Annotated in this window: 23 protein-coding genes; 11 read left to right on the forward strand and 12 right to left on the reverse strand. The window is 46.2% G+C overall.

Annotated features, from left to right (window positions below; translation table 11 throughout):
• Positions 1-23: 23 nt before the first annotated feature.
• A complete protein-coding gene (locus N186_RS04520; protein WP_020962588.1) occupies positions 24-1,364 on the reverse strand; it encodes a cyclic 2,3-diphosphoglycerate synthase in 1,341 nt (446 codons plus the stop codon).
• A gap of 222 nt (positions 1,365-1,586) precedes the next feature.
• Here N186_RS04520 and N186_RS04525 point away from each other — a divergent pair, with 222 nt between their 5' ends.
• The 4 genes from N186_RS04525 (at position 1,587) to N186_RS04540 (ending at position 4,600) form a co-directional block, all read left to right on the forward strand.
• Positions 1,587-1,997: a PIN domain-containing protein gene (locus N186_RS04525; protein WP_020962589.1), complete on the forward strand. Its 411-nt coding sequence runs from the start codon at positions 1,587-1,589 to the stop codon at positions 1,995-1,997.
• A 109-nt stretch (positions 1,998-2,106) separates the two neighbouring features.
• Positions 2,107-3,075 carry a transcription initiation factor IIB gene (locus tag N186_RS04530; protein ID WP_020962590.1) on the forward strand — a complete coding sequence of 323 codons (969 nt, stop codon included), beginning with the start codon at positions 2,107-2,109 and terminating at the stop codon, positions 3,073-3,075.
• A 44-nt stretch (positions 3,076-3,119) separates the two neighbouring features.
• Positions 3,120-3,962 (forward strand): diphthine synthase, encoded by an 843-nt coding sequence (gene dph5, locus N186_RS04535; RefSeq protein WP_020962591.1) that lies wholly within the window; start codon positions 3,120-3,122, stop codon positions 3,960-3,962.
• Positions 3,917-4,600 (forward strand): DUF357 domain-containing protein, encoded by a 684-nt coding sequence (locus N186_RS04540; protein ID WP_020962592.1) that lies wholly within the window; start codon positions 3,917-3,919, stop codon positions 4,598-4,600. Before dph5 ends, N186_RS04540 begins: the two co-directional genes overlap by 46 nt.
• Here N186_RS04540 and N186_RS04545 read toward each other — a convergent pair.
• Entirely contained in the window at positions 4,597-5,277 is a 681-nt protein-coding gene (locus N186_RS04545; RefSeq protein WP_020962593.1) for an endonuclease V, read from the reverse strand. The two genes, N186_RS04540 and N186_RS04545, sit on opposite strands and share 4 nt — an antisense overlap.
• A complete protein-coding gene (locus N186_RS04550) occupies positions 5,259-5,906 on the reverse strand; it encodes a translin family protein (protein WP_020962594.1) in 648 nt (215 codons plus the stop codon). Before N186_RS04550 ends, N186_RS04545 begins: the two co-directional genes overlap by 19 nt.
• 42 nt (positions 5,907-5,948) lie before the next feature.
• Between N186_RS04550 and map the strand changes: the two genes are divergently transcribed.
• The 5 genes from map (at position 5,949) to N186_RS04575 (ending at position 11,588) form a co-directional block, all read left to right on the forward strand.
• Positions 5,949-6,878 carry a type II methionyl aminopeptidase gene (gene map, locus N186_RS04555; RefSeq protein WP_020962595.1) on the forward strand — a complete coding sequence of 310 codons (930 nt, stop codon included), beginning with the start codon at positions 5,949-5,951 and terminating at the stop codon, positions 6,876-6,878.
• Positions 6,879-6,922: 44 nt separating this feature from the next.
• A complete protein-coding gene (locus N186_RS04560) occupies positions 6,923-7,420 on the forward strand; it encodes an adenosine-specific kinase (protein ID WP_020962596.1) in 498 nt (165 codons plus the stop codon).
• Between the two features lie 98 nt (positions 7,421-7,518).
• A complete protein-coding gene (pth2, locus tag N186_RS04565; protein ID WP_052885656.1) occupies positions 7,519-7,830 on the forward strand; it encodes a peptidyl-tRNA hydrolase Pth2 in 312 nt (103 codons plus the stop codon).
• 21 nt (positions 7,831-7,851) lie between these two features.
• Positions 7,852-9,192 carry a tRNA pseudouridine(13) synthase TruD gene (truD, locus tag N186_RS04570; protein WP_020962598.1) on the forward strand — a complete coding sequence of 447 codons (1,341 nt, stop codon included), beginning with the start codon at positions 7,852-7,854 and terminating at the stop codon, positions 9,190-9,192.
• Between the two features lie 2 nt (positions 9,193-9,194).
• Positions 9,195-11,588 carry a tRNA(Met) cytidine acetyltransferase TmcA gene (locus N186_RS04575; protein ID WP_020962599.1) on the forward strand — a complete coding sequence of 798 codons (2,394 nt, stop codon included), beginning with the start codon at positions 9,195-9,197 and terminating at the stop codon, positions 11,586-11,588.
• Positions 11,589-11,595: 7 nt separating this feature from the next.
• Here the strand turns inward: N186_RS04575 and N186_RS04580 are convergent, their stop codons facing one another.
• Positions 11,596-12,633, reverse strand: a complete 1,038-nt coding sequence (locus tag N186_RS04580) for a hypothetical protein (RefSeq protein ID WP_020962600.1) — start codon at positions 12,631-12,633, stop codon at positions 11,596-11,598.
• Between the two features lie 215 nt (positions 12,634-12,848).
• On the reverse strand, positions 12,849-15,014 hold the full coding sequence (locus N186_RS04585) for a CDC48 family AAA ATPase (protein ID WP_020962601.1): 2,166 nt from the start codon (positions 15,012-15,014) through the stop codon (positions 12,849-12,851).
• Positions 15,015-15,165: 151 nt separating this feature from the next.
• On the opposite strand from N186_RS04585, the gene N186_RS04590 reads away from it, so the two are divergent.
• Positions 15,166-16,260 carry a TGS domain-containing protein gene (locus N186_RS04590; RefSeq protein WP_020962602.1) on the forward strand — a complete coding sequence of 365 codons (1,095 nt, stop codon included), beginning with the start codon at positions 15,166-15,168 and terminating at the stop codon, positions 16,258-16,260.
• 5 nt (positions 16,261-16,265) lie between these two features.
• Here the strand turns inward: N186_RS04590 and N186_RS04595 are convergent, their stop codons facing one another.
• The 7 genes from N186_RS04595 to N186_RS04625 form a co-directional block, all read right to left on the reverse strand.
• On the reverse strand, positions 16,266-16,637 hold the full coding sequence (locus tag N186_RS04595) for a hypothetical protein (protein ID WP_020962603.1): 372 nt from the start codon (positions 16,635-16,637) through the stop codon (positions 16,266-16,268).
• Positions 16,638-17,225, reverse strand: coding sequence for a hypothetical protein (locus N186_RS04600; protein WP_020962604.1), 588 nt, complete (start codon positions 17,223-17,225; stop codon positions 16,638-16,640).
• The gene (locus N186_RS04605) at positions 17,213-17,491 is read right to left on the reverse strand and encodes a hypothetical protein (protein ID WP_020962605.1); all 279 of its coding nucleotides are present in this window, start codon (positions 17,489-17,491) and stop codon (positions 17,213-17,215) included. The genes N186_RS04600 and N186_RS04605 overlap by 13 nt, the downstream gene beginning before the upstream one ends.
• Positions 17,488-17,736 carry a hypothetical protein gene (locus N186_RS04610; RefSeq protein WP_020962606.1) on the reverse strand — a complete coding sequence of 83 codons (249 nt, stop codon included), beginning with the start codon at positions 17,734-17,736 and terminating at the stop codon, positions 17,488-17,490. Before N186_RS04610 ends, N186_RS04605 begins: the two co-directional genes overlap by 4 nt.
• Positions 17,733-18,194: a hypothetical protein gene (locus N186_RS04615; protein ID WP_148682066.1), complete on the reverse strand. Its 462-nt coding sequence runs from the start codon at positions 18,192-18,194 to the stop codon at positions 17,733-17,735. The genes N186_RS04610 and N186_RS04615 overlap by 4 nt, the downstream gene beginning before the upstream one ends.
• Positions 18,195-18,285: 91 nt before the next feature.
• On the reverse strand, positions 18,286-21,249 hold the full coding sequence (locus N186_RS04620; protein WP_020962608.1) for a hypothetical protein: 2,964 nt from the start codon (positions 21,247-21,249) through the stop codon (positions 18,286-18,288).
• Positions 21,242-21,529 (reverse strand): hypothetical protein, encoded by a 288-nt coding sequence (locus N186_RS04625; protein ID WP_020962609.1) that lies wholly within the window; start codon positions 21,527-21,529, stop codon positions 21,242-21,244. The genes N186_RS04620 and N186_RS04625 overlap by 8 nt, the downstream gene beginning before the upstream one ends.
• 126 nt (positions 21,530-21,655) lie before the next feature.
• On the opposite strand from N186_RS04625, the gene N186_RS04630 reads away from it, so the two are divergent.
• Entirely contained in the window at positions 21,656-22,027 is a 372-nt protein-coding gene (locus N186_RS04630; RefSeq protein WP_148682067.1) for a hypothetical protein, read from the forward strand.
• Positions 22,028-22,039: the final 12 nt, after the last annotated feature.

A 22,039-nucleotide genomic window follows, 5' to 3' on the forward strand; every position in this document is an offset into this window, starting at 1 on the left:
TCCATTGAAAAAGAAAAAGTCTATTAGATTACCATGTTATGTTTTAGAAACTCAGTAATAATGTCTCGGAGGTCAGGCTTTGAAATCTCTCTCAGCTCGAACTTTATCCTTGTCACCGGCTTGTTGACCCTGAGATATCTCGCTATGTTGCTTGGGGTTCCAAGTACAATAGATTCTGCTGGGACATTATTAATAGTGATTTCGAGGTCTTTGAGTTGCTGTGGGCTGTATCCAAGAGCTGGCAAAACCGGACCGATATGTGGATACTTCTCGTATGCCTCTTTAATTGTTCCAACGGCATATGGCCTCGGATCAATTATCTCTGCGGCTCCGTATTTCCTTGCCGCGTAGTATCCGGCGGCCGTGCCTAGTCCGCCATGTGTAACAGTTGGCCCGTCCTCGATCACTAGAACCCTTTTACCCTTAATAAGTTCTGGAGTGCTTGCTGTGGCTTCAGAGTGTGCCTTAACTATGACGGCTTTGCTGTTAACCTTCCTGACTGCCTTCTCAACATTTTCAACGTTGCTCTGATCCACAACATTTACCTTGTTGATAACTATCACGTTAGCGAGCTTCACATTTACGAAGCCAGGATAAGACGACAAAACGTCTCTGGGTCTAGTTGGGTCAACTACTGTGATCCAGAGGTCTGGAACATAGAAAGGCCAGTCATTGTTCCCGCCGTCCCATATCACAACTTGGGATTCTTTCTCAGCTTCACGGATTATCGCCTCATAGTCAACACCTGCATAAACAATGTTGCCCTCTTCTATGTGTTGCTCATATTCTTCCCTTTCCTCGATAGTGCAATTATGCCTCTCCAGGTCTTCAAACGTGGCAAATCTCTGGACGACCATTCTCCTTAAGTCTCCATACGGCATCGGATGCCTAATGACTGCAAATCTAACACCCAGACCCTTTAGAATGCTTGCAACTCTCCTGCTCACAGTGCTTTTACCCGCGCCAGTCCTCGAAGCGGTTACAGCGATCACAGGTTTGTTTGACTTTATCATTGTCTCAAAGACTCCTGGTAACACAAATTCCGCGCCAGCCGCTATCACCCTGCTGGCCTTGTCTACAACTTCTTCTGCGGTCAAGTCGCTGTAGGAAAGCATAGCTTTTTCTACGTTGTATTTCTTTATCAGTTCCTCAAGCATGGATTCTGGATAGATAGGTATACCCTCAGGATAGAGAGAACCAGCCAACTCAGGGGGATACCTCCTATTATCTATAAATGGGATCTGTGTAGCTGTAAATGCGACAACTTCGAACTTTGGGTTGTCACGGAAGAGAACATTAAAATTGTGAAAATCGCGTCCAGCCGCACCCATGATAATAACTCTCTCACGTGTAGTCTGCGTCATTAGAGTCGATAAAAATTGTTTAAAAGCTGGATAAATTAATTTTCATAAATAATGTTGAAGAACTCTACGATAACTTTGTCAAAACATAATTAGACAAACACTAAGAAAAAAGATGAACAATATTTAATTTTGAATTCACTACATTTCGTATTTTTACTTTGTTTTCTTCGGTCTATCTGCCAGCAGAGTCGAGTATTTATATAACGGAGCATAAACAACGACGTGCCTTCAAGCCCTTGCAAGAAAGCTCTAGTCGACACGAGTATACTAATTTATTTTGTTGAACAAAATATAGACCTTTTAGAACTCTTCCTACAAGATGAAATCTGCCAACTAATAATCACTACACATGTCCTAGAAGAATTAAAATACATGGCTACCACCGCTAGGGGAGACAAGTCACGAAAAGCTAGAGTTGCCCTCGACGTGCTAAGGGAAAAAATAAGCCTCCACCCAGCCTTGTTTACGCTTAGACACTACCCATTAAAACTTCCTACGGACGATCTATTGATAGAAGTCGCCGCCTCCGGGAAATACATTCTACTTACGGCAGACAAAATTTTAAAGAATAAGGCGGCTAAGAGAGGCATAGATGTTCTATTTTTACGAAAGTCCAGCAAGAAGCTAACATAGATAACATTAAAAATATAAAACTCCCAGTTACAAGGGAAACCAAAAAGCTTAAATACTAATAAAAGAAGAAAATATTGGAAAGATTTAAATGGATTTCGGGCGTGGAAAAATGTTTAAAGATAACGTTAAAAGGGAGGATTTAAATACAGCAGGCGAAAAGGAAGAGGGAGAACTACGTTGTCCACAGTGCGGTAGCACAAGGCTGATATACGACTCGACAAGAGGCGAAATTATCTGTGCAAATTGTGGCTACGTAATGAGTGAGAGAGAAGTTGACCAAGGCGCAGAGTGGCGGGCTTTTACTCCCGAGGAACGCGAAAAGAGAAGTAGAGTAGGTGCACCAATATCCAGGTATGGATTCGAAAGCCCGGTCACAGACATCGACTGGGTTGGTAAAGACGCTGCTGGTAGAGAGATAAGCCTGAGGAAACGCCTAGAAATGCTCCGACTGAGAAAATGGCAGGTAAGAGCCAGAGCACAAAACTCTATGGAGAGAAACCTGGCACAGGCAGTAATTGAGCTTGAAAGGTTGGGAGCCCAGCTGGGCCTGCCCAAAGCGGTTCTTGACAGGGCGCTTGAGATCTATAGAAGCGCTCTAAACAGCAATCTTGTCAGGGGCAGGTCTATTGAATCAGTTATGGCAGCCGCGGTATATGCAGCCTGCAGAGAAATGCGTCTACCTAGAACCCTAGACGAGATTGCTCTCTACACGAGGGCAGGCAGAAAAGACGTGGCAAGGTGCTATAGGCTGTTGTTGAGAGAAGCATCCATAAAGGTTCCCCTTCCAAATGCTGCCGACTTTGTCCCTAGGATCGGTTCCCTGCTACGCCTGTCTGGAGCTACCATAAAAAGAGCAATGGAGATAATTGACCAGGCGAGAAATGCTGGTCTAACTGCTGGAAAAGATCCAGCAGGGCTTGCTGCAGCAGCTATCTACATAGCAGCAATACAAAACGGGGAGATGAGGACACAGAAAGAGGTCGCCAGAGCAGCGAAGGTCACCGAGGTCACCGTTAGGAACAGATACAAGGAGCTTGTCAAAAGGCTCGACATAAAGCTTCCCATAACGAAAAAGTAACTTTACGCATAAAACAAATTAGGAAAAAAGGTTTTCTGTAGCTTATGCTCGTCATAGCTGGCATTGGGCTCTTCGATCTTCGGGACATTCCCCTTGGATTGCTGGAAGAAGTGAAGGATGCTTCTGCAGTGTTTATCGAAACTTACACCAGCGTGCTTCCAGGCTTCTCGGTGGATAAGTTATCCAGGCTCCTTAACAGACAAATTATCCAGCTTGTCCGGGCAGAAATAGAAGACAAGGGCGCAAAAATTATTCTCGAGAAAGCTAAAAACGAGAAAGTTATCCTGCTTGTCGTTGGAAACCCGCTCCTAGCCACTACACATGCATCCATAATTATAGATGCATATAGGCTAGGCATAACAGTCAAAGTTATCCCAGCGGCTTCAGTTATAGACGGTCTAATAGTCTCTACTGGTCTCCACGCGTACAAACTTGGAAAAATAGTAACGCTTGTATTCCCAGAAGACAAAGAGCTGAAAAACTATCCCTACACGCCTTACCAGACGCTATGCGACAATTTATCTAGAGGTCTTCACACCATATTTCTCCTAGATATTAGACAAGAGGAGAGAAGATATCTACTCGCACCCGAAGCCGCCTCGCTCCTCTTAAAGATAGAAGAAAAGTTTAAAGAAAACGTGCTAGACGACGACACACTTGCCATAGCTGTCGCTAGGGCTACGGCTGACAATGAACAGGTCTATGTCGGTAAACTTTCGGAACTTGCAGCCAGGGATCTCGGGGAGCCACCGCACACACTTGTTATCCCTGGGCTTTTACACGACTCGGAAATAGAGTTTTTATACTATAAAACGGGAACAGCGATAGGGGTGTTCAAGGATTGGAACAAGAAGCTAAGTGCAAGAATAATGCAGAGAAATACATAGCAAACCTAGAAGAAGCCACCAAAACATTGCAGATACAAGAAGAGGACAAAACCGTTGAACAAATAATACGTCTCGTAAATGATTACCTTAGCGACGCACGTTATTATCTTTCACAAAACGACTGCTTAACATCTATAGCATGCTCATCCTATGCCGAGGGTCTCCTAGACGCCCTAAGGCTCCTAGGAAAGGTCGACTTTAGTTGGCCCCAGCAAGGCCACCACGCAAAGCGTGTGCTTGTTGGTGGTGTCTTTGACATCCTGCATCCAGGACACATCTATTTTCTAAGAAAGGCGAGAGAACTAGGCAGAGTCTATGTCGTTCTCGCCAAGGACCAAACAGTCCTAGAATCCAAGGGCAGGCCACCCGTTCTCTCTGAAAACGAGAGGGCCGAGATCCTGAGGGAACTAAAAACAGTAACAGAAGTTATTATAGGAACTTATCCCCCAGACTTCAAGAAAATTCTAGAAGAAGTAAAGCCGGACATAGTTTTTCTAGGCCCCGACCAGTCTTACCTTGTACCCCTAATCGAGAAGTCCCTAAAAGAAGCAGGCATCAGTGCAGAAATCAAGCAACTAGACAAGAGGCTGGAAAACTATTCTTCCACGAGGATTAAACAGTCAATTAAAAACAGCTAGCATATTTCTCTACGCGCCTTTACCGAGTAATTGTGCGCCTGACGTAGCGGCTCAGGCTCCCTTAGTCCAGTCCTTGTGAAATCACGTGTAACTTGGACCGCTTTCCAGAGAGAAATTTTGTGGCCAACACTTACATAGATAGGCTTGGCACGTGGAGAAGTCTTCAGAGCGACGCCAATCGTCTCGCCTTGATAAATCACTGGGGCAACATCATTGTTCCAGTTGCCTATTTCCCCTATCAAGAGGGACTTGGCCACACCTATAGTCGGCTTGTCGATTACCAAGCCCAGCTGACAGGCGAATCCAGCCCTGTAGGGGTGCAGTCTACCGTTTCCATCAACGAATAAAACGTCGTACTCCTCCCGGAGACCCTTCAAGGCTTTGTATGCTGGATACGTCTCCCGGAAACCGAGAAGTGTAGGAATGTATGGAAACCTTACCTCGGTCTTAGCTATCGAGACATCTATAACAGAAAACGTATCTCTATCAACTACAACTGCAACACCTATAGCATAGTTTTCTCTAAAAGAGACATCTACACCCGCGGCTCTGCGAACATGGGTTCCAACAAAGTCCTCTTCAATAACAAGTTCGGCTATCCTACGCTGGGCGTAACGAGCTCTCTCAACCAAGAAGCCTTTAGGAATCTCGGAGTGCCTTACTCTTTCCCAGCCCATTTTCCAGCCTTCTCGATTTTTTCTATGAGTTCCTGGCTCCGCTCAAAAAACATTATGTCATTCCTCGTGTTTTCTAGCAATGCCCTTGCAACGTCTACCTTGTGTCTTAGTCCAGGCGTCAAGGCTTCTGGAAAACTAAACTTGCTTAGCTCAACATATAGCTCCTCCATTATAGCGAACGCATTCCATGCCTCCTTGAGTTCTCCCTTTCGTAGCAGGTTCAGTATATACCGCCTCAGTTCCCCAATGAAGTCTCCAACACCAGCTAGGTATGCTTGGGGGTCGACATTCAATTCTCCTAGCCCAGGTGGCTCCCGTCGGCGTAGGATAGAATAGAGAAGGCTAGCTTCAACATATTCTGTCTGTGCGCTTGACACAGCGCCGGAGTAGTATATCTGGGGGCTCTCGGTCTTAAGCTTATTTATCTCCTCAAGTATCTCCCTTGCCTTTGAGAGTTCATCCTCGGCGTGTACAAAGTCTTCCCTATGTAGTGCAAACATTGCCTCGCGGCATCTCCGAGACATTTCACGTGTAAGTTGTAGCATTTTTTCCCTTTCCATGTCTAGCCTCTCGAGTACCTGGTTTACTCCAGAGAGTTCTAGCTTTATCTTCTGTGCAAAGTTTTGCATAACAATTTATTACATCGAAGAGTAATATTGTTTCTGTTGGCTATGTCTATGGAAGCATCTATACTTGAAAAATACAGGAAAGCAGGTCAAATAGCATTAGAGGCCCACAAGCTGGCTGTCAATGTAGCGAACGAGGGGACCCCCCTTCTAGACATAGCAGAAAAAATAGAGAAATTCATAATCTCTAGGGGGGCTTTCCCAGCATTCCCCGTAAACATATCGATAAATGAGGTTGCCGCACACTATACACCTCTCCCAAGCGATGGCCTAGCTGTTCCAAAGGGAAGCGTATTAAAGATCGACATAGGCGTTCACGTGGACGGCTACATAGCAGACACAGCGATAACGATCGCGTTTGACCCTGCATGGAAAAAACTATCAAGAGCAGCCTTCGATGCCTTAAAGTCAGCTGGCGAAACGCTGAGACCAAAGAGGAGCATCTATGACGTTTCCAAGGCGATAAGTGAAGCCATAGCGAGGCATCAATATAGACCAATAGAAAACCTCACGGGACACAAGGTTGAGCGATACAACCTCCATGCCGGGAAAAGCATACCAAATGTTCCAATGTTTGAATATCGCCTCAGTCTCGTGGACAAGGGAGAAGTATTTGCAGTCGAGCCCTTCGCGACCAATGGGAGAGGAATAGTAGAAGACAAGGGATGGAGCAATATCTACCGTGTCGTGTCTGTCAAGAGGGTTCCAGGTGAGGCAAAACTCAACGATGCTTTAGAGGAACTCTGGCGCGAATTCAAGAGCCTACCATTTGCTGCGCGCTGGGCAATCGAGAAGGGTTTTTCACAGAAAGACCTGGACATGTTAGTGAAACATAAACGTCTGTACCACTACCCGAGGCTGGTCGAGATTCAGAAAGGAATGGTTGCACAGTTTGAAGACACCTTTATTATCACGGATAGCGGAGCCACTCCAATTGTCAAGGTCACAGAGAACTTCCAGTACCTTGTCGAATAGCTAGCTAGCGTAAAATTTATTGGGGATCCTGCTATTCTTAACTGATGAGCACCGAGTATAAGATTCTAATTATAGATGTTCCTGTACCAGAAAAAACAAACGTCATAATTGGGCAAACACACTTCATCAAGAGTGTAGAGGACATCGCAGAAGTCGTAGCTACAAGTGTACCCAACGCCAAGTTTGGCCTAGCCTTCAACGAAGCGTCAGGCGATAGACTCGTACGGTTCGACGGAAACGACCCAGAACTTGTCCAGCTAGCAATCGAATCGGCTAAACGTATAGGGGCTGGACACGTTTTTGTTCTATACCTGAGGGACGCATGGCCCATAAACATACTGAATCAGATCAAAAATGTCCAAGAAGTCGCACACGTTTTCTGCGCCACGGCGAACCCAGTACAGGTCGTAGTTATAGAGACATCACAGGGGAGAGGCGTCCTCGGCGTTGTCGACGGTTACACAGTGGTCGGCGTCGAGAAAGAGGAAGACAAGAAGAAGAGGATAGAGTTTCTCCGCCGAATAGGCTACAAGAGAGGATAGAACTTTTTATAAACTTTATTTTTCTTTGTACCGAGCGGTGCTTCAGCTTGGAGAAGCAGGAATTAAAGCAGGTCATTGTGCTGAGGAGAGACCTGGAAATGGGCAAAGGAAAAATGGTTGCACAGGGATGTCACGCGGCTGTAGAGGCGGTTCTGGAAACTATGAAAAGAGACAAACAATTGGTAGAGAGATGGCTCGAGCAGGGACAGAAAAAGATAGTGTTGCGGGTCGATAGCGAGGAAGAGCTCCTGGATCTATATCGCAGGGCACAGGAGCTTGGAATTACTGCTGTCCTAGTTGTAGACAAGGGACTAACCCAGCTACCCCCAAACACTGTTACAGCTCTCGGACTGGGACCTGCACCTGCAGAAGTCCTCGACAAGATAACGGGAAAACTCAAGCTTTTATAGATGGACGTCGAGCCATAGCCTATGGCTTCGTATACGCGGACAAGCTCGGATCTTGACAAATATCTGGGTCTAGAATTCTATGCCTTGGCGTCCCCTGGTACAGGGGGTAGGCTGAAAGAGAGTCTGGAAGATTTCCTCGTGCAGGAGGTCTCAATAGATGGCGAAGTGGCTTCGCCTAAATGTTCGTATGTGGAGGGTGGGGGACAATACACTTGGCTTGTTCTAGAGAAGAGAAAGATAGATACGGTCGCTGCTGTTAAGATAGTCGCCAAGCATTTTGGTCTCAGGCTGAAAGACGTAGGCATAGCGGGGCTCAAAGACACGAATGCTGTTACTTACCAGTTTATCTCCCTGCAGGCCGACGTTACAAAGGAAATGATTGAGGAATTTAACTCTAAACACTCTTACATCAAGTTGCATTGTCCCATGAAGAGGCCTTTTTCACTGCGTCCCGGCTTGCTTTATGGAAACTATTTTACGATCAAAGTGCGGGAAGTAGACTGTCTCAACTGCCTAGAAGACTTAGTTGAGGAGCTTTCAGAGAAAAAGATGGTTCCAAACTACTACGGATACCAGAGGTTTGGGTCTATACGGCCCGTGACACACATAGTTGGCAAAAAAATTTTGAAAGGCGAGTATAAAGAGGCAATAGACGAGCTTTTGCTGAGAATTTTTCCGGGAGAATCTGAAAATTCCCAGAAAGCTAGGAGCTTCCTCAAGGAAACAGGGGACTACCAGCAGGCCCTGGAAATTTTTCCCAAGACGTTGAGGAGTGAAAGAACAATTATAAGGTATCTCGCCAAGCATCCAGGCGACTATGTCGGCGCCTTGAGATCAATAAGTAGCTATATCAAAAAACTGTTTATAGGGGCCTACCAGGCATACCTCTTCAACAGGTTGCTGAGCAAGCGTATGGAGTATGGCTTGTCGTATATTTATCCATCCCCTGGAGACTCTGTTGGCATCTTTAGAAGCACTTCTCAGCCAGTAATCACGGGGCTCCTGAGGGTGAACGAGACAAATCTGTCCAAAGTAAGGGAATGGATCGACAGGGGACAAGCGGCGCTGGTTTTACCGGTCTTTGGGTACAGAAGCCAGCTCTCGCTGGGACGAGTAGGCGATATCGAAAAGGAGCTTCTACGAGAAGAAGAAATAGACATTTCACTTTTCAGGCTGAAATCTATCCCAGAAGCCTCTTCAGCTGGAACCTACAGGATGGCTGCTCTCAAACCAATAGGTCTAGAGCACCAAGTTTTCGGCAACGGTTACGAGATAAAGTTTAGGCTTTACAAGGGGATGTACGCCACGGTCTTGCTCAGAGAGTTTATTAAGCCTTCTGACCCAGCTAAACAGGGGTTTTAGCTATGCCGCTTGTACCTTTGGAACATCTCGACGAAGTACGGGAGGAACTCGTCAAGGCTTCGAAAAGCAAGCATCGGAGGCTACTTGTAATTATGGGCGATGACGACTCGAGGCTTATGGCTACACTGTTAGACTTCCTCTACGAGGTAAAGGACCTCATTGCTTCCGAAAAGGTTCTCTACACTTATCACTCATTCTACTCTGACGGGTCTATGAGGCGAGAGTTCTTCGAGAAAGGCGCCCCCAAGGATATAACAATAGAATACGTTTCTTACCATAAGCTGGACACCGTTCTAGGAAGAACCTATGGGGCATGCATCGCTGACTTCATCAACAACCTCGAGCCAAACGACCTAGGCAAAATAATGGGCGTTGTTAGAGGTGGCGGCATCTATATTTTCCTCATGCCCACGCCCAACAGGCTCATGAGCACTGTAACAAGGTTTCAGAGCAACCTCATCGTCCCAGGCTATACGGACAAAGATCTTAAAAGATACTTCGAGAAGCGCCTCCTCAACAAGCTGATGGAGCACCAAGGCATCGCTATATACGACGCTGACAATAGGTACTGGGTCAAAAAGTTTGGGCAAGTAGCCTCTAGGCTCTACGAGGAGCCCAAACTCGTTTTTCCAGAAAAAAGCAAGATACCCCTCAAGGTTTTTAGACTCGCAGTTACACAGGACCAGGTAGAAGTCCTAAAGATAATTGAAAACTTCTACTCGAAGGCCGAAAAAGAAAAGATGATATTTGTTCTGACAGCTGACCGTGGCAGGGGCAAGTCTTCTGCTATAGGGATAGGTGTAGGCTGGCTTGCTCATAGGTTGCGCCGGGCTAAGGGTAGATGCAACATTATTGTAACTTCTCCTTCCCCCTCCAACGTCCAAGAAGTCTTCAGATTTTCAAGAAAAGTTCTCGAGCTCTTTAAACATGAAGTTGACTCTCATGAGGACGAAGAAGGCTTCATACACAAGGTTACCGCTAAAGGTATAGAAATAGAATATGTTACTCCGTTTGAAGCTTTAAGGACTCGGGGAGACCTGCTCGTCGTAGACGAGGCAGCAAGCATACCAGTTCCCCTGCTCTTCAAATTGCTTGAAAGGTACAACAAGGTAATATACTCCTCTACCGTTCACGGCTACGAGGGCTCAGGCAGAGGCTTCACTATTAGATTCCTGCACAGGATCAGAAACGAGAAAGGGGTCAAGCTCTACGAATACGAGATGGAAGAGCCTATACGCTATGCAAGGGACGACCCAGTAGAGAGATGGACATTCGACACCCTACTCCTTGACGCCGAGCCTAAGGAACTGTCCCAGGAAGACTTCTCCTTGATAGAGTCTCAGCAAGTTGTTTACGTGGCTCCAGACGAAGAAGAGCTGTTCCTGAAAAACGAGGATGAGTTACGGCAGTTCTTCGGAATATATGTCATGGCCCACTACAGGAACAATCCAAACGACCTAGGAATCATGATGGACGCTCCACACCACTTTGTCAGAATGGCTAGGCTCGAAAACGGGAAAATCGTAGTCTCCATGGAGCTGGCAGTAGAGGGAAACATGGACGAAGACCTTTGCAGAGAGTCGGCAAGGGGGGCATGGCTCATGGGGAACATCATTCCAGACAGGGTAATCAAGCACTACAAGATACTAGACTTCGGGAAACTGAAGGGAATACGAGTAGTGAGAATAGCTACACACATATCGGCAATGAACAAGGGACTCGGCAGTTTTGCTCTGGCAAAGCTAGAAGAAGAGGCAAAAGAGAAGGGTTTTGACTGGGTTGGGGCCGGCTTCGGGGTTACCTACGAGCTGTTGAGGTTCTGGCTGAAAAATGGCTTCGTGCCTGTCCACATGAGCCCAGAGAGAAACCCAGTAAGCGGCGAGTACAGCATAATAGTTGTGAAGCCGCTTAGCGAAGAGGCCAAGAAAATAGTCGACGTCATAGCCAAGGAATTCAAGCAGAAATTGCTAGGCTCTTTAGCTTCGCCGTACTTTGACCTCGAACCAGAGGTAGCCCTACTCCTACTCGAAGCACTGCCAGACCCGAATCCAAAGCTGGCTTTGTCTAAGCTCCAGTTGGCAAGGTTTCTGACCTATGCGTGGAGCGACATGACCGTCGAAAACTGCATGGACGTCTTCAACATGGTGACTAAGCACTATTTCCTTTCCTCGAGTCGTCCAACGCTCACAGAGAAACAAAAGCTTCTCCTCGTATCCAAGATCCTCCAGGCCAAAAGCTGGCGGCTCACATGCGATGAGTTAAACATGACGTTGACCGAAGCGACAAGCCTTCTAAAAGAGACTGCCCAGACATTCTCCAGACACTATTTGGGGATAGGAAGCCCCACAGAGGCTGAAAAATACTTCTATCTCCACGTTGACAAGATTGAACCATGAGCGCGAACTATTCTTCTGGAGATAGTTCCCGAATAAGCCTAGCTGTTTCACATAGAGACAGACATAGCCCACAGTTGTCGCAGTTTTTGTTTGCCGTAACGATTGATGTGTGTAGCATGGTGCTGTTTTCTTGTTTGAAGGCTTGTAGGGGGCAAACGTGCTGACAGAAGGGTTCTTTCTCGATGTCTACTGCGGGCACCATTCCCGGTGCAATGTTTGTCCATTTTAATGGCAATGGGCCGATTTTATTACTGGGAACAATCTCGGTCTTAAAGACGAGTGCTGTATCGTATAGTAGTAGGTCGTAGGCGTTTTCTATGTCATGTTCCGTGAGCAAAGTAGGGGCCCTATCACTTATGAATGCTGTCGAGACTTCCAACCCCGCTATGAGCCCTGCCCAAAGGGAGGCGTACACTATTGAGAGTAATGGGCTGTGCAGTCTGAAGAGGTCTCTGCCTATCGTATAGATTGGGTGCGGCGAGAAAATAACTCCGTTTATTCCTGTCTCTACTAGTAATTCGAGCAGGTCTCTTGAAAAGGGGATATTGGGTGTGACCTTCGCCAGGACGGTTTTAGGGGCAATAGATACGAATTCTTCCAGCATGTCAACTGCGTAGGCCTGAAAGCTTCTTGGGTACTGGTGTAGCAGGCCCATGAGGCCGAGGTCAACTTCGTATGCATCTACAAGATTTGAAAAGTTCGATGAGAGTGCTTTTAGCTCTGAGAGCTTTGAAGGAGCCATCGAGGCAACTATCTTTGTCTCTGGAAATTTTTCACGTAGACGTTTAGCCATTGCGAGGACTTCTTCTAGGCTGAACGAGAATGGACGTGACACTGCTAAGTAGTCCAAAGCCGAAGAGTACTTGGCAATATAAATTCTTGTTAGAGAGGGGTTTTCTCTCGTGTCATGGGCAACTGTTGGGAGAAATATGATTGGGGGAGGCTCCTGTTGTTCGTTGCCGAAGATTAAAAGCTTCTTAACTATGATTACGTCTTCGCTACTTATCCCCCATTTGCCATGTAGATTTAGCCCTGCGAACAGCATGTTCTCTTCTCTTATATGCGGGTATAGCTGTCCCGCTATCTACAGGTTTAATATTTCTAAGTTTTACTTATATCTTTTAGTCTCGAGCACTCGCTACACAGCCAAAAATATATTTTACGTTGTCCATAAAGGAAAATAGATGATGTTGGGTATCAAAGATGAGCATATGCAATGATTGGAGAATTCTCGGCTGAAAAATTAAAAAATATTTTTGTCTAGCTCAGCATTCTCTTGAATTCTTCAGCCATTCTCTTGTATTTTTCTATGTCTTCCTTGGTGACGCTCGGCTTTACTATCTGGAGTGCTTGCTCGAAGTGTTTCTTTGTGACCTTTGTTGGTTTACCGGCTTCACGTAGAGCGGCAAGCGCAGCTTCTTTGCAGACGGCGGCCAGGTCTGCTCCTGTGTAGCCTTCTGTCTTTTTGGCTATTTCTAGGAGGTCTACGTCTTCTGCCAGGGGCATTCTCCTCGTGTGTACCTTGAGTATTTCTAGCCTGGCTTTCTCGTCTGGCGGCGGGACATATATCAAGCGGTCAAACCTTCCAGGCCTAAGCAAAGCCGGGTCAATAATGTCGGGCCTATTCGTGGCGGCAATCACGACCACGCCCTCAAGTCTCTCCAGGCCGTCCATCTCGGTGAGTAGCTGGTTGACGATTCTGTCCGTGACGCCCGAATCGAATCTGCCGCCTCGGCGGGGGACTATCGAGTCTATCTCGTCGAAGAAAATTATGCAGGGGGCAGCTTGCCTGGCTTTCCTGAATATTTCCCGGATTGCTTTCTCGCTTTCTCCTACCCACTTGCTGAGCACTTCTGGACCCTTGACGCCTATGAAGTTTGCCTCGCTCTCGGTGGCTACGGCCTTTGCCAAAAGAGTCTTACCCGTTCCAGGTGGACCATACAGCAGGATACCCTTAGGCGGGTCAATCCCCATCTCCTTGAAGTACTCGGGATGCTTTAGCGGCCATTCTACTGCCTCGCGGAGCTGCTGTTTTACTTCTTCTAGTCCACCAATGTCGGTCCAGTGCACTTCTGGAACCTCTATGTAGACTTCTCTGAGTGCGCTGGGCTGCACGTCCTTTAAGGCCTGCATAAAGTCTTCACGTGTGACTTTAAGCTCCTTTAGTATCTCTGTTGGTATCTTTTCGCTCTCGATGTCTATCTTCGGCAGGAATCTTCTTAGGGCATGCATGGCTGCTTCGCGGCAGAGTGCTGCTAAGTCTGCACCAGTATACCCATGTGTTATCTCTGCGAGTTCATCTAGGTTCACGTCGTCGGCCAGCGGCATGTTTCTCGTATGTACTTGAAGTATTTCTCTTCTGGCCCTCTTGTCTGGCACGGGGAAAGCTATTTCCCTGTCGAACCTGCCAGGCCTCCTAAGGGCCGGGTCTATGTCGTCGGGTCTGTTGGTTGCAGCTATGACGATGACTTGTCCTCTTTCCTTTAGTCCGTCCATTAGTGCTAGTAGCTGTGCTACTACTCTCTTTTCTACTTCTCCTGTTACTTCCTCCCTCTTTGGGGCTATGGCGTCGATCTCGTCTATGAATATTATTGCTGGCGCGTTCTTTGTTGCTTCCTCGAATATTTCTCTCAGCCTCTGCTCGCTTTCGCCATAAAACTTACTCATTATTTCTGGACCGTTGATTGCGGTAAAATAGGCCCCAGTCTCATTTGCGACAGCCTTGGCCAGCAGAGTCTTTCCTGTGCCTGGCGGGCCATAGAACAGTACTCCTTTTGGCGGCTCGATGCCTAGATGCTTGAAGAGCTCGGGGTGCCTGAGGGGCAGCTCGACCATTTCACGTATCTTCTGCTTGGCCTCCTCTAGGTCTCCGATGTCTTCATAGGTGACCCGAGGCAGGGCCACTTCTCCAGTGGCAGGCTCCGGTCTGATAACTATCTCTGTCTCGTCTGTTATCTGTACGGCCTGTGCAGGCATCGTAGTTATTACTGTTAGCTGTAAAGCCGTACTAAATATGGGAATCTCTACGACGTCGCCCCTTATGACTGGACGTCCTATTAGCTTGCTCTTCACGTACTCGACTAGGTCAGGGGTCACTTCGAGCCCTATCCTATAGGAAGGTGCAAGCACGACCCTCTTGGCCGGAGAGATTTTTATTTTTCGAACCTTGACGGTGTCTCCAATGCTTACACCGGCGTTTTTACGTATGAGTCCATCCATCCTGATGATCCCTGCGCCTTCGTCCTCTATTGCCTGTGGCCATACAATTGCGACGGTGCTTCTTTTTCCCTCGATCTCGACAACGTCTCCAGGCTCTATTCCTAGCTTGCTCATTGCGGCCCGGTCTATTCTAACGATGCCTCTTCCGACGTCGCGTGAACGCGCCTCTGCTACTCGTAGAACAACTTCTTTTTCCTCAGAACTCATAAATTTCCACCGGTCAACTATCATGCACTAAAATTATAAAAATATTTGCCGTATCCTTTGAATCAGGAATTGAAGCTAGAAACAATGCTTGTCTGTGTGGACTATGCCGACAAATTTACCTGCGGAAGCGAAGAGCAAGTGGAAAAAAGTTATGGAAGCTAGGACTCCAGAGGAAAAACTCCAGGCGCTACAAGAATTTCTCTCGGCTGTGCCCAAGCATAAAGGTACCGAGAGGCTCAGGATGCAGGTTACGCGGCAAATGGCAGCCCTCAAGAAAGAGCTGGAGGAGAGGAAAAAGAAAAAAGTAGGAGGCGGTGAGCAGTTCTTTGTTGAGAAGGAAGGAGATGTCCAGCTGGTCATCCTTGGCTTCCCTGGCTCTGGGAAAACGTCCCTGTTTAGATGCTTAACTGGAAAAGAGGAACCACCAGGGGCTTCTAGGAAGCCTGCTCCAGGAATCCTTGCCTGGAACGGTGTCTATTTCCAGGTGGTAGACACTCCGCCCATCCTGAGCGAGTCTAGCTCCGGAAAGCTGATGGCCCTGGCGCGTAACGCTGACGCGTTGATTCTGACTATTGATTCAACGATGGATGTCTACCTCCAGCTAGACTCTCTCTTGAAGCTACTGGACGACAACAGGATAACGGTCGAGAAGCCCAAGGCGATAGTTGAGATCGAGAAGAGGGCAACGGGCGGCGTAACAATAATTGGGGACTTGATAAACGCCACCACGCAGGACGTGATTTCACTCCTCAGAGAATACAACATATATCACGCCATTGTACGGATACAGGGCAAGGCAACACTAGACGACATAGAAGAGGCAATCTTTGGCTCGTATGCTTACAAGCCAGCAGTCGTAATGCTGACAAAGGTAGACCTCCTGGACGGAAACACGTTGAAAAGCATGGCCGAAAAGCTGATGGAGTCCACTAGCTTGCCAGTACACCTCTTTACAAGCACACAATGTAGCTCGCTCAGAGTCGAGGAGATAGCATCCTACATATTCAAGGAACTAGACCTAATAAAAGTCTATACGCGTAACCCAAAGACAGGAGAAGTAGAAAAAAGACCTATAGTGATAAAAAGGGGAGCGAAAGTGATTGACGTTGCTAGGAAAATCCACTCAGACCTATACAAGAACTTCAAGTATGCAAGGATATGGAGCCCGAGACTGGTCTTCAGCCCACAGAAGGTAGGTAGAGATTTCCAATTGGAGGACGGAGACATAATTGAGATTGTTGCATAATATCATCATCCTCGTCCTATGATTATTTTATCGCTACCCCTCTCTATGCGGAATATTATTTTTCCCCGAAAACATATGTTTTTACCTTCAAAGCCCTCAAGAACAATGCGAGCGTCAATACTTGTAGTGTTGCTTTGCGAAAAACAATACGGAAAAATGGGCGTCTCAGAAACTATTTTCCCATTCACAAAGCAAACGTCCAGACTGTAGACGTTTGTGATTACTGTTCCTGGTGGAGAAAGCCAGATGTAACATAGGTCTCTGGCGAATTCATCATTGGAACTCGGAGACCAAGCTACATACGAGACCCAGAAAGAAAAAACAATCAATGCGGTTGCAATTAGAAGAATGCTGAATAGTGCCTCTGAAATTTCCATTTACCCACCACCGGGTATCAGTATCTCTGCCCCCCACTTGTCTCTAAGGACACAAGGTGTCCCCAATGGAATCTCTATTGTGCCATCTCCATTGAGTATGTTTTCGCAGTTTGGCGTGAGATTTACGTCTAGGACAATTACATAGTCATACTGTGGTAGCTTGAATTTTTGTTGTGCCTCGACGAAATATATCCTCGTTACTCTCCCAGTTCCAATATCATTCCTGAAGCCTATGAGGCGATAGGTATAGTTTAGCTCGAAGGAGGCAGAGGTCCCGATGTTGGTAAAGATAACGTAGCTACAGTATTTTTTTCCTTCGGTAAATCCGAAGGCCTCATAGTCATCGATAAGAGAATGGTTTATAGAGAGGGGAAAAGTAAAGTTTTCAACCTTTTTTACTGAATCTTGGAAATCCGTTTTTCTTGCACAGCTATACCTCGCAGTAACAAGAAACATCGCATAAACGTTTTCCCCTGCATACAGAACGCGTAGCTCTGCAGTACTCCTATAGCGTTGCATAACAGCTAGACTAAGCAGTACAACTGCTAACAGTGCTATTACGCCTTTTCTCTTCTTTATGGGCCCCACGAGAACCCCCTAACTACTGGAGTATCGTTGCACCAGAGAAGAATGGCTCCAGTTGGGGCATTGGGTAGAGGCGTGGATGCATTCACAGCTTCTAGGTAGGAGTCAACATCGTTGCAGGAGGCCCTGAACATTATCCAGGCCGCGATTGTTTCAAGGTTTCTTTCCTCTTTGAGGGTGGCAAAGGTGTTTGTCTTCAGGGACGGATAGGTATAGGCGAGAGTGTAGAGAACTATGAAGGCTACAAGGGTTGCTATCACTCCCCTCATGTTTTCTCCCAGGCGAGGATATTGTTGTTGTTTTTACATATGTAGAGAAGCTTGCCAGATACGTTTGCCTGCGTGACTGTGATTGTTTTGTCAGACATTACTACGATGCATGAGCCGTTAGGTAGCTGAGAGATTGTCGCTGATAGGGAGTCTTTTTCTATATGCTGAGACGCATAGATATATGACACTACCCCTGCAAGCAGGAGAAACTCTAGAAACGTGAACAAAGCCTCGTCAACCGTCATCCTCCTGCCACCTCAACTATTTTTACTTTAAGTATTAAAGGGGAATGCAGGTAGAACGTATAAGCTCCGACATTGAGAGTATCAATGTAGCTCTTAAAAATCATGTTTTTCGTTGAAAAGTAGAGTCTTCTAAACGACCCATTGTTTACAGCGCTTACAACTACGAGTTCGCCAGAGGACAGATTTAGCAACGGTGTAAACATAATTCTGCATGTATCTCCCAATCTTTTTATAGTGAAAGTGTCTGTCGCTACCTCAGCTCCATAACACTTTGAAACCTCGATCATTGTCTGGTTGTATCTTACTACTTCTTTTCCATTGATTCTTATGGATGAACTATTTACATGTATAGCAACATCGACCGGGAGCTCGATGTAGCTACTTCCCTCGTAGATACCTGAAAGGAGGACATACAAGCTTTCAGTCGATATTTTCGCTTGTCCTTGGCTAATGGGCACATGGAAAACCTGGAATACTAGTAGGATGGATGCAATTGATAGAATCAAAAAGATAGAAAAAGAAGCGATGCTAATGACTCTTCACCTCTGCCTATAGTTTCTCGACCCAGGGTACTACCACAATGTCTTTTGTCTCCTCGGGGACAAATGTTAAATAAAGGGAGTATCTGTTTAGATCGTAAAAAGGTATAGAGGTGTCTTTTCCTGGCTCAACGAAGCCCCTCCAATAGATGTAAGTCTTATTTCTAATTTCTAGAAGCAGTTTCCCAGATATGTTACTAGTTAATGCATTGGGGATCAATATTGTTCTATTCCAGGAGACTCTCCAGCTTCCATTTGCCATGTTAAATGCAACTACCGGTACTGCGTAGACAACCGGGATAGAAACACTGCCTTGGCTAGCTAGAAGAGTTCCGCCCCATGTCGCATAGATAGACAAGTTGCCTACGTCCAGCTCGTCTGGGAAGCTCGAGTAGGGTATCTCTATCGAGGAGCTGTTTGCCGGGGCCCACCCGAGCGTTTGACCCTGGAAGACGGCAACAACGCTCAGTGCTTCCCAGAGGGGTTGAACCAAGTAGTGTATTGTTATGTGTGTCTCGTTGTAGGATATTTTCGTCAGGGTTAGGTTGACCGGTACGGATTCATAGATAAAGGTGCTCTCGTTGAGCTTTAGAACAGTTGTTCCAACGTTTTTTGGGGCTTGAATGGCTAATAACATATACCTGGTGCCGTCTCCAAGCGTAACAATAGGCATGCTTGTGACATCACTCGGTAAAGATCTTGAGAGGGTTGCTCCAAAAGTTTCTTTCTGGAATAATGTCCAGTATGACCCAGTCTTTATAGTCCTGCCAAAAGTAGTGTTAACGTAGAGTTTACCAGAAACATTGTTAAACATCATGATTTTTCCATACTTGTCCAGTAGCCACAGGGTAGCGTTTGTCCACAGGTAATAGACGCCAGGCGGCAACGCTAAGAAATGTGTTGTGTTGAAAGGTAGGAGCGAGATTCCTGGGGGCCCTTTAAGAATGTATGTCCCCTTGTTGTCTCTGGATAGTTTCGAGTACTTGGCAACGAGAAGAATGGCTTTGCCAGAAGAAACAAAGCCCCTAACAGAGCTGGATGAAACAGAGGTAATTAAGCTCACCGGCTCGAAGTAAACATTGTGTGGGATGGTCCAAGAGTCTCTCGTAAAAGTTGCCTCGTAGACGTCCCAGCCCTCAAAGAAATAGTCAGTAAAGTTTTCTAGTTGTATAGTATATGAAACTCTGAGAGCATATACTTGGTCGTTGGGTTGTAGCTTCAAGTATAGGATCGTGTAGAGCTTCTCTCCAGAAAGGCTGGACGCGTTGAGTAGGGTTAGTGGTTTGTTTTGTCTAGCTGAGAGCCAGCTTGGGCTTACGACGTCAATAAGACGTATAGAGGAGATAAGTCTAGCATTGGAAAAGTTCAGCCTGTAGACAATTATGCTATTTGGGTTCTGTGTGCGGAGAACATAGTAGACCAGGCCAGGGTTTGCAATAACAATGGGTGAAGACAGATTTTTCTGAGTATAGACTTCAAGTATATCGCTCGAGTTAAGCGTCCCAAGAATTTTGTAGAAGTTGTTTGTGCTCCCATTGTATACAAGGTTTTTGAAGCTGTTTGATTCTTTTGATAGGTAAAATGTTATTGAGGACTCTGGGAGGATCCTTAGACCCCAAGCATTCCTAGGTATGTCGAGAACTAGGCCGGAAAGCGAGAGGTTGAAGAGTTGGGGCACATTTACTATGCTTCCGAGAATTATGGGCTGATTAGTGCTGTAGTAGTTGCCAAAATTGTAGTACCAGTCAAAGTAGGCTTGGTAGCTCAATGCTGTCCAATTAGAGTATTTTCTCACCATTTCTGCCACTTTGAGGTCATAGCTGAAGGGTGAAACAGTAAAGAAGGCCCCCTCACGATAATTAACGTATTCGCTCCCTCCGCCGAAACGTATAAGTGTGTTACCAAACTGGTGAATATAGGGGCTGGTCGCAGGGTAAAGTATAGAGCTCTGGGACATTTTGGGACGGTTATAGATGTTTGGACCAAGCTGTTCGTTGCTTGGTACAGAAGATATGCCACCAGGCAACAGAGAATAGTTTCCAAAGAGAATTCCACTTATTGGTACCGGGCAGTCTAGATTAGTGGACACTGCTAGATAGCTATAGAGAAACTGGAACACGGCCGTAGCCTGCAGGTTACTGTTGGTCTTTAGCTCCAGGATGTTTGACCTTATTATTGTTCCGTTGGAAAGTCTCCAATAAGAAAAGTACAGCGGAAAATCTATGTAGCTTGAAAGGGTTACCTTGTGTGTTCCAATAGCGTTTGAAAATTCAGCGATATACACGAGATGTTCATTATTCAGTACTATATTCTTTAGCCGAAGAGAATAAAGCGAGTAGGGGCCGGCGGGGGCAAGAGACAAGTTCTGGTAAATGGTTCTACATGTCGATAGATCATACGGGCTTGAACACGCATACACATAGACTTTTCCCGGCTCGCCTTTAGTGCTTGTTTCGTCCAAGGCCGAAAAATTGTATATGCCTGAGAGAGGTCTAACGCTGAAAAGCGTGAATTTCTTGCCCTCCAGAACCGTTCCAATAAGACTTATGTCGCTATAATTGAAGTAGTACCTCGTATAGACAATGTTTGGTGCAATTAGTCTTAGCATTGAGCCTTCTCTTACTGACAGGGTAGCCGTAGCAGGTGGAGAGCCTCTAAGTCGAAGTTGTATAGTGTTTGAAGAGTTTTCAAGCACTACAGAGAAGTTTGCGGTAGCAAAAATTTTTCCGTTGACTTTTATTGCTCCGTCGAATACTACGCTACCATTAAAAACGACACTATCATATGTAGACCTGGTTGGAACGAGGAAATATACGTTTGGAGGCGGCCCACTCCACCATAACGGATAGTTTTGATTTCCTGGCACAGAGAGGTCCACGGACAACGCCAAGGTCACGTTTTGTTCGGCGTAGGCAAGAGTCGATAAAAAAGCCGGCAACAAGAGAACTATGAGAATGGCAAGTCTGCTAGCCATCTAATCCACCTGTAAGAATAGAAGAGACGTTGACCTGCAAGTTGCCTCGACAAATATAGAGCATCTCTTTCACTGTACCATTCGTACCTATGGCTCTTACTGATACTATCGGTGGGCAAGTTTTTCCAACCTGGGACACTTCCACCTTAGCCACGGAGAAGCCTTGCACCGTTACGATACAACTACAGATGGTTCTAGAGGAGGCTACATATGCATCCAAAATGGTTGGAGATGCTACCAGCATTACCAGTAGTCCTATAGCCAGAAAGATTCGAGACATATCATCCCTTTTTAGACACTCTAAATAAAACGCTCAAGAGGGAAAATCTTCCCAGAACCACCTTATAAGCATAATGAGAAATGTGAATGGTGAGCAAAAACGTCGGAAGAAGTTGGAAGAAGCCTTATGCTGATAATCACACTGAGCGTTGTAGCACTAATTGGTTTCTTCATGTACAGTGTGGCTTCTTCAGCCACAAACAGACCCGTACTTGTCCAGGCCGGAGACGCACTTATATCTGGAAATCCACCCACCTACACTGTAACAATATACCTCCAGAACATCGGGACCTCCACTGTTGACTTGACTGGAATAAATCTAAATGTTCCAGACATTGGAGCCAACACATCACTGACCTGTAATCCACCAACATTAAAAAGCGGCGAAATAACGAAGTGCACAGCATCACTCAGCACTACGTCCACTATAACCACGGCGAAAACAGCAATCATAGAGACAAAGTATGGCGCATTAAAGATCACACTCCTAAGGGCTTAAGAACAAAACAAG

This window comes from Thermofilum adornatum, assembly GCF_000446015.1.
Lineage (GTDB): Archaea > Thermoproteota > Thermoprotei > Thermofilales > Thermofilaceae > Thermofilum > Thermofilum adornatum.

Coding starts and splice junctions, on each gene's coding strand:
- N186_RS04520 (WP_020962588.1), bottom strand. CDS start 1,364: ATGACGCAGACTACACGTGAGAGAGTTATTATCATGGGTGCGGCTGGA.
- N186_RS04530 (WP_020962590.1), top strand. CDS start 2,107: ATGTTTAAAGATAACGTTAAAAGGGAGGATTTAAATACAGCAGGCGAA.
- dph5 (WP_020962591.1), top strand. CDS start 3,120: ATGCTCGTCATAGCTGGCATTGGGCTCTTCGATCTTCGGGACATTCCC.
- N186_RS04545 (WP_020962593.1), bottom strand. CDS start 5,277: ATGGGCTGGGAAAGAGTAAGGCACTCCGAGATTCCTAAAGGCTTCTTG.
- N186_RS04550 (WP_020962594.1), bottom strand. CDS start 5,906: ATGCAAAACTTTGCACAGAAGATAAAGCTAGAACTCTCTGGAGTAAAC.
- map (WP_020962595.1), top strand. CDS start 5,949: ATGTCTATGGAAGCATCTATACTTGAAAAATACAGGAAAGCAGGTCAA.
- N186_RS04560 (WP_020962596.1), top strand. CDS start 6,923: ATGAGCACCGAGTATAAGATTCTAATTATAGATGTTCCTGTACCAGAA.
- pth2 (WP_052885656.1), top strand. CDS start 7,519: ATGGGCAAAGGAAAAATGGTTGCACAGGGATGTCACGCGGCTGTAGAG.
- truD (WP_020962598.1), top strand. CDS start 7,852: ATGGCTTCGTATACGCGGACAAGCTCGGATCTTGACAAATATCTGGGT.
- N186_RS04575 (WP_020962599.1), top strand. CDS start 9,195: ATGCCGCTTGTACCTTTGGAACATCTCGACGAAGTACGGGAGGAACTC.
- N186_RS04580 (WP_020962600.1), bottom strand. CDS start 12,633: ATGCTGTTCGCAGGGCTAAATCTACATGGCAAATGGGGGATAAGTAGC.
- N186_RS04585 (WP_020962601.1), bottom strand. CDS start 15,014: ATGAGTTCTGAGGAAAAAGAAGTTGTTCTACGAGTAGCAGAGGCGCGT.
- N186_RS04590 (WP_020962602.1), top strand. CDS start 15,166: ATGGAAGCTAGGACTCCAGAGGAAAAACTCCAGGCGCTACAAGAATTT.
- N186_RS04595 (WP_020962603.1), bottom strand. CDS start 16,637: ATGGAAATTTCAGAGGCACTATTCAGCATTCTTCTAATTGCAACCGCA.
- N186_RS04605 (WP_020962605.1), bottom strand. CDS start 17,491: ATGAGGGGAGTGATAGCAACCCTTGTAGCCTTCATAGTTCTCTACACT.
- N186_RS04610 (WP_020962606.1), bottom strand. CDS start 17,736: ATGACGGTTGACGAGGCTTTGTTCACGTTTCTAGAGTTTCTCCTGCTT.
- N186_RS04620 (WP_020962608.1), bottom strand. CDS start 21,249: ATGGCTAGCAGACTTGCCATTCTCATAGTTCTCTTGTTGCCGGCTTTT.
- N186_RS04625 (WP_020962609.1), bottom strand. CDS start 21,529: ATGTCTCGAATCTTTCTGGCTATAGGACTACTGGTAATGCTGGTAGCA.
- N186_RS04630 (WP_148682067.1), top strand. CDS start 21,656: ATGCTGATAATCACACTGAGCGTTGTAGCACTAATTGGTTTCTTCATG.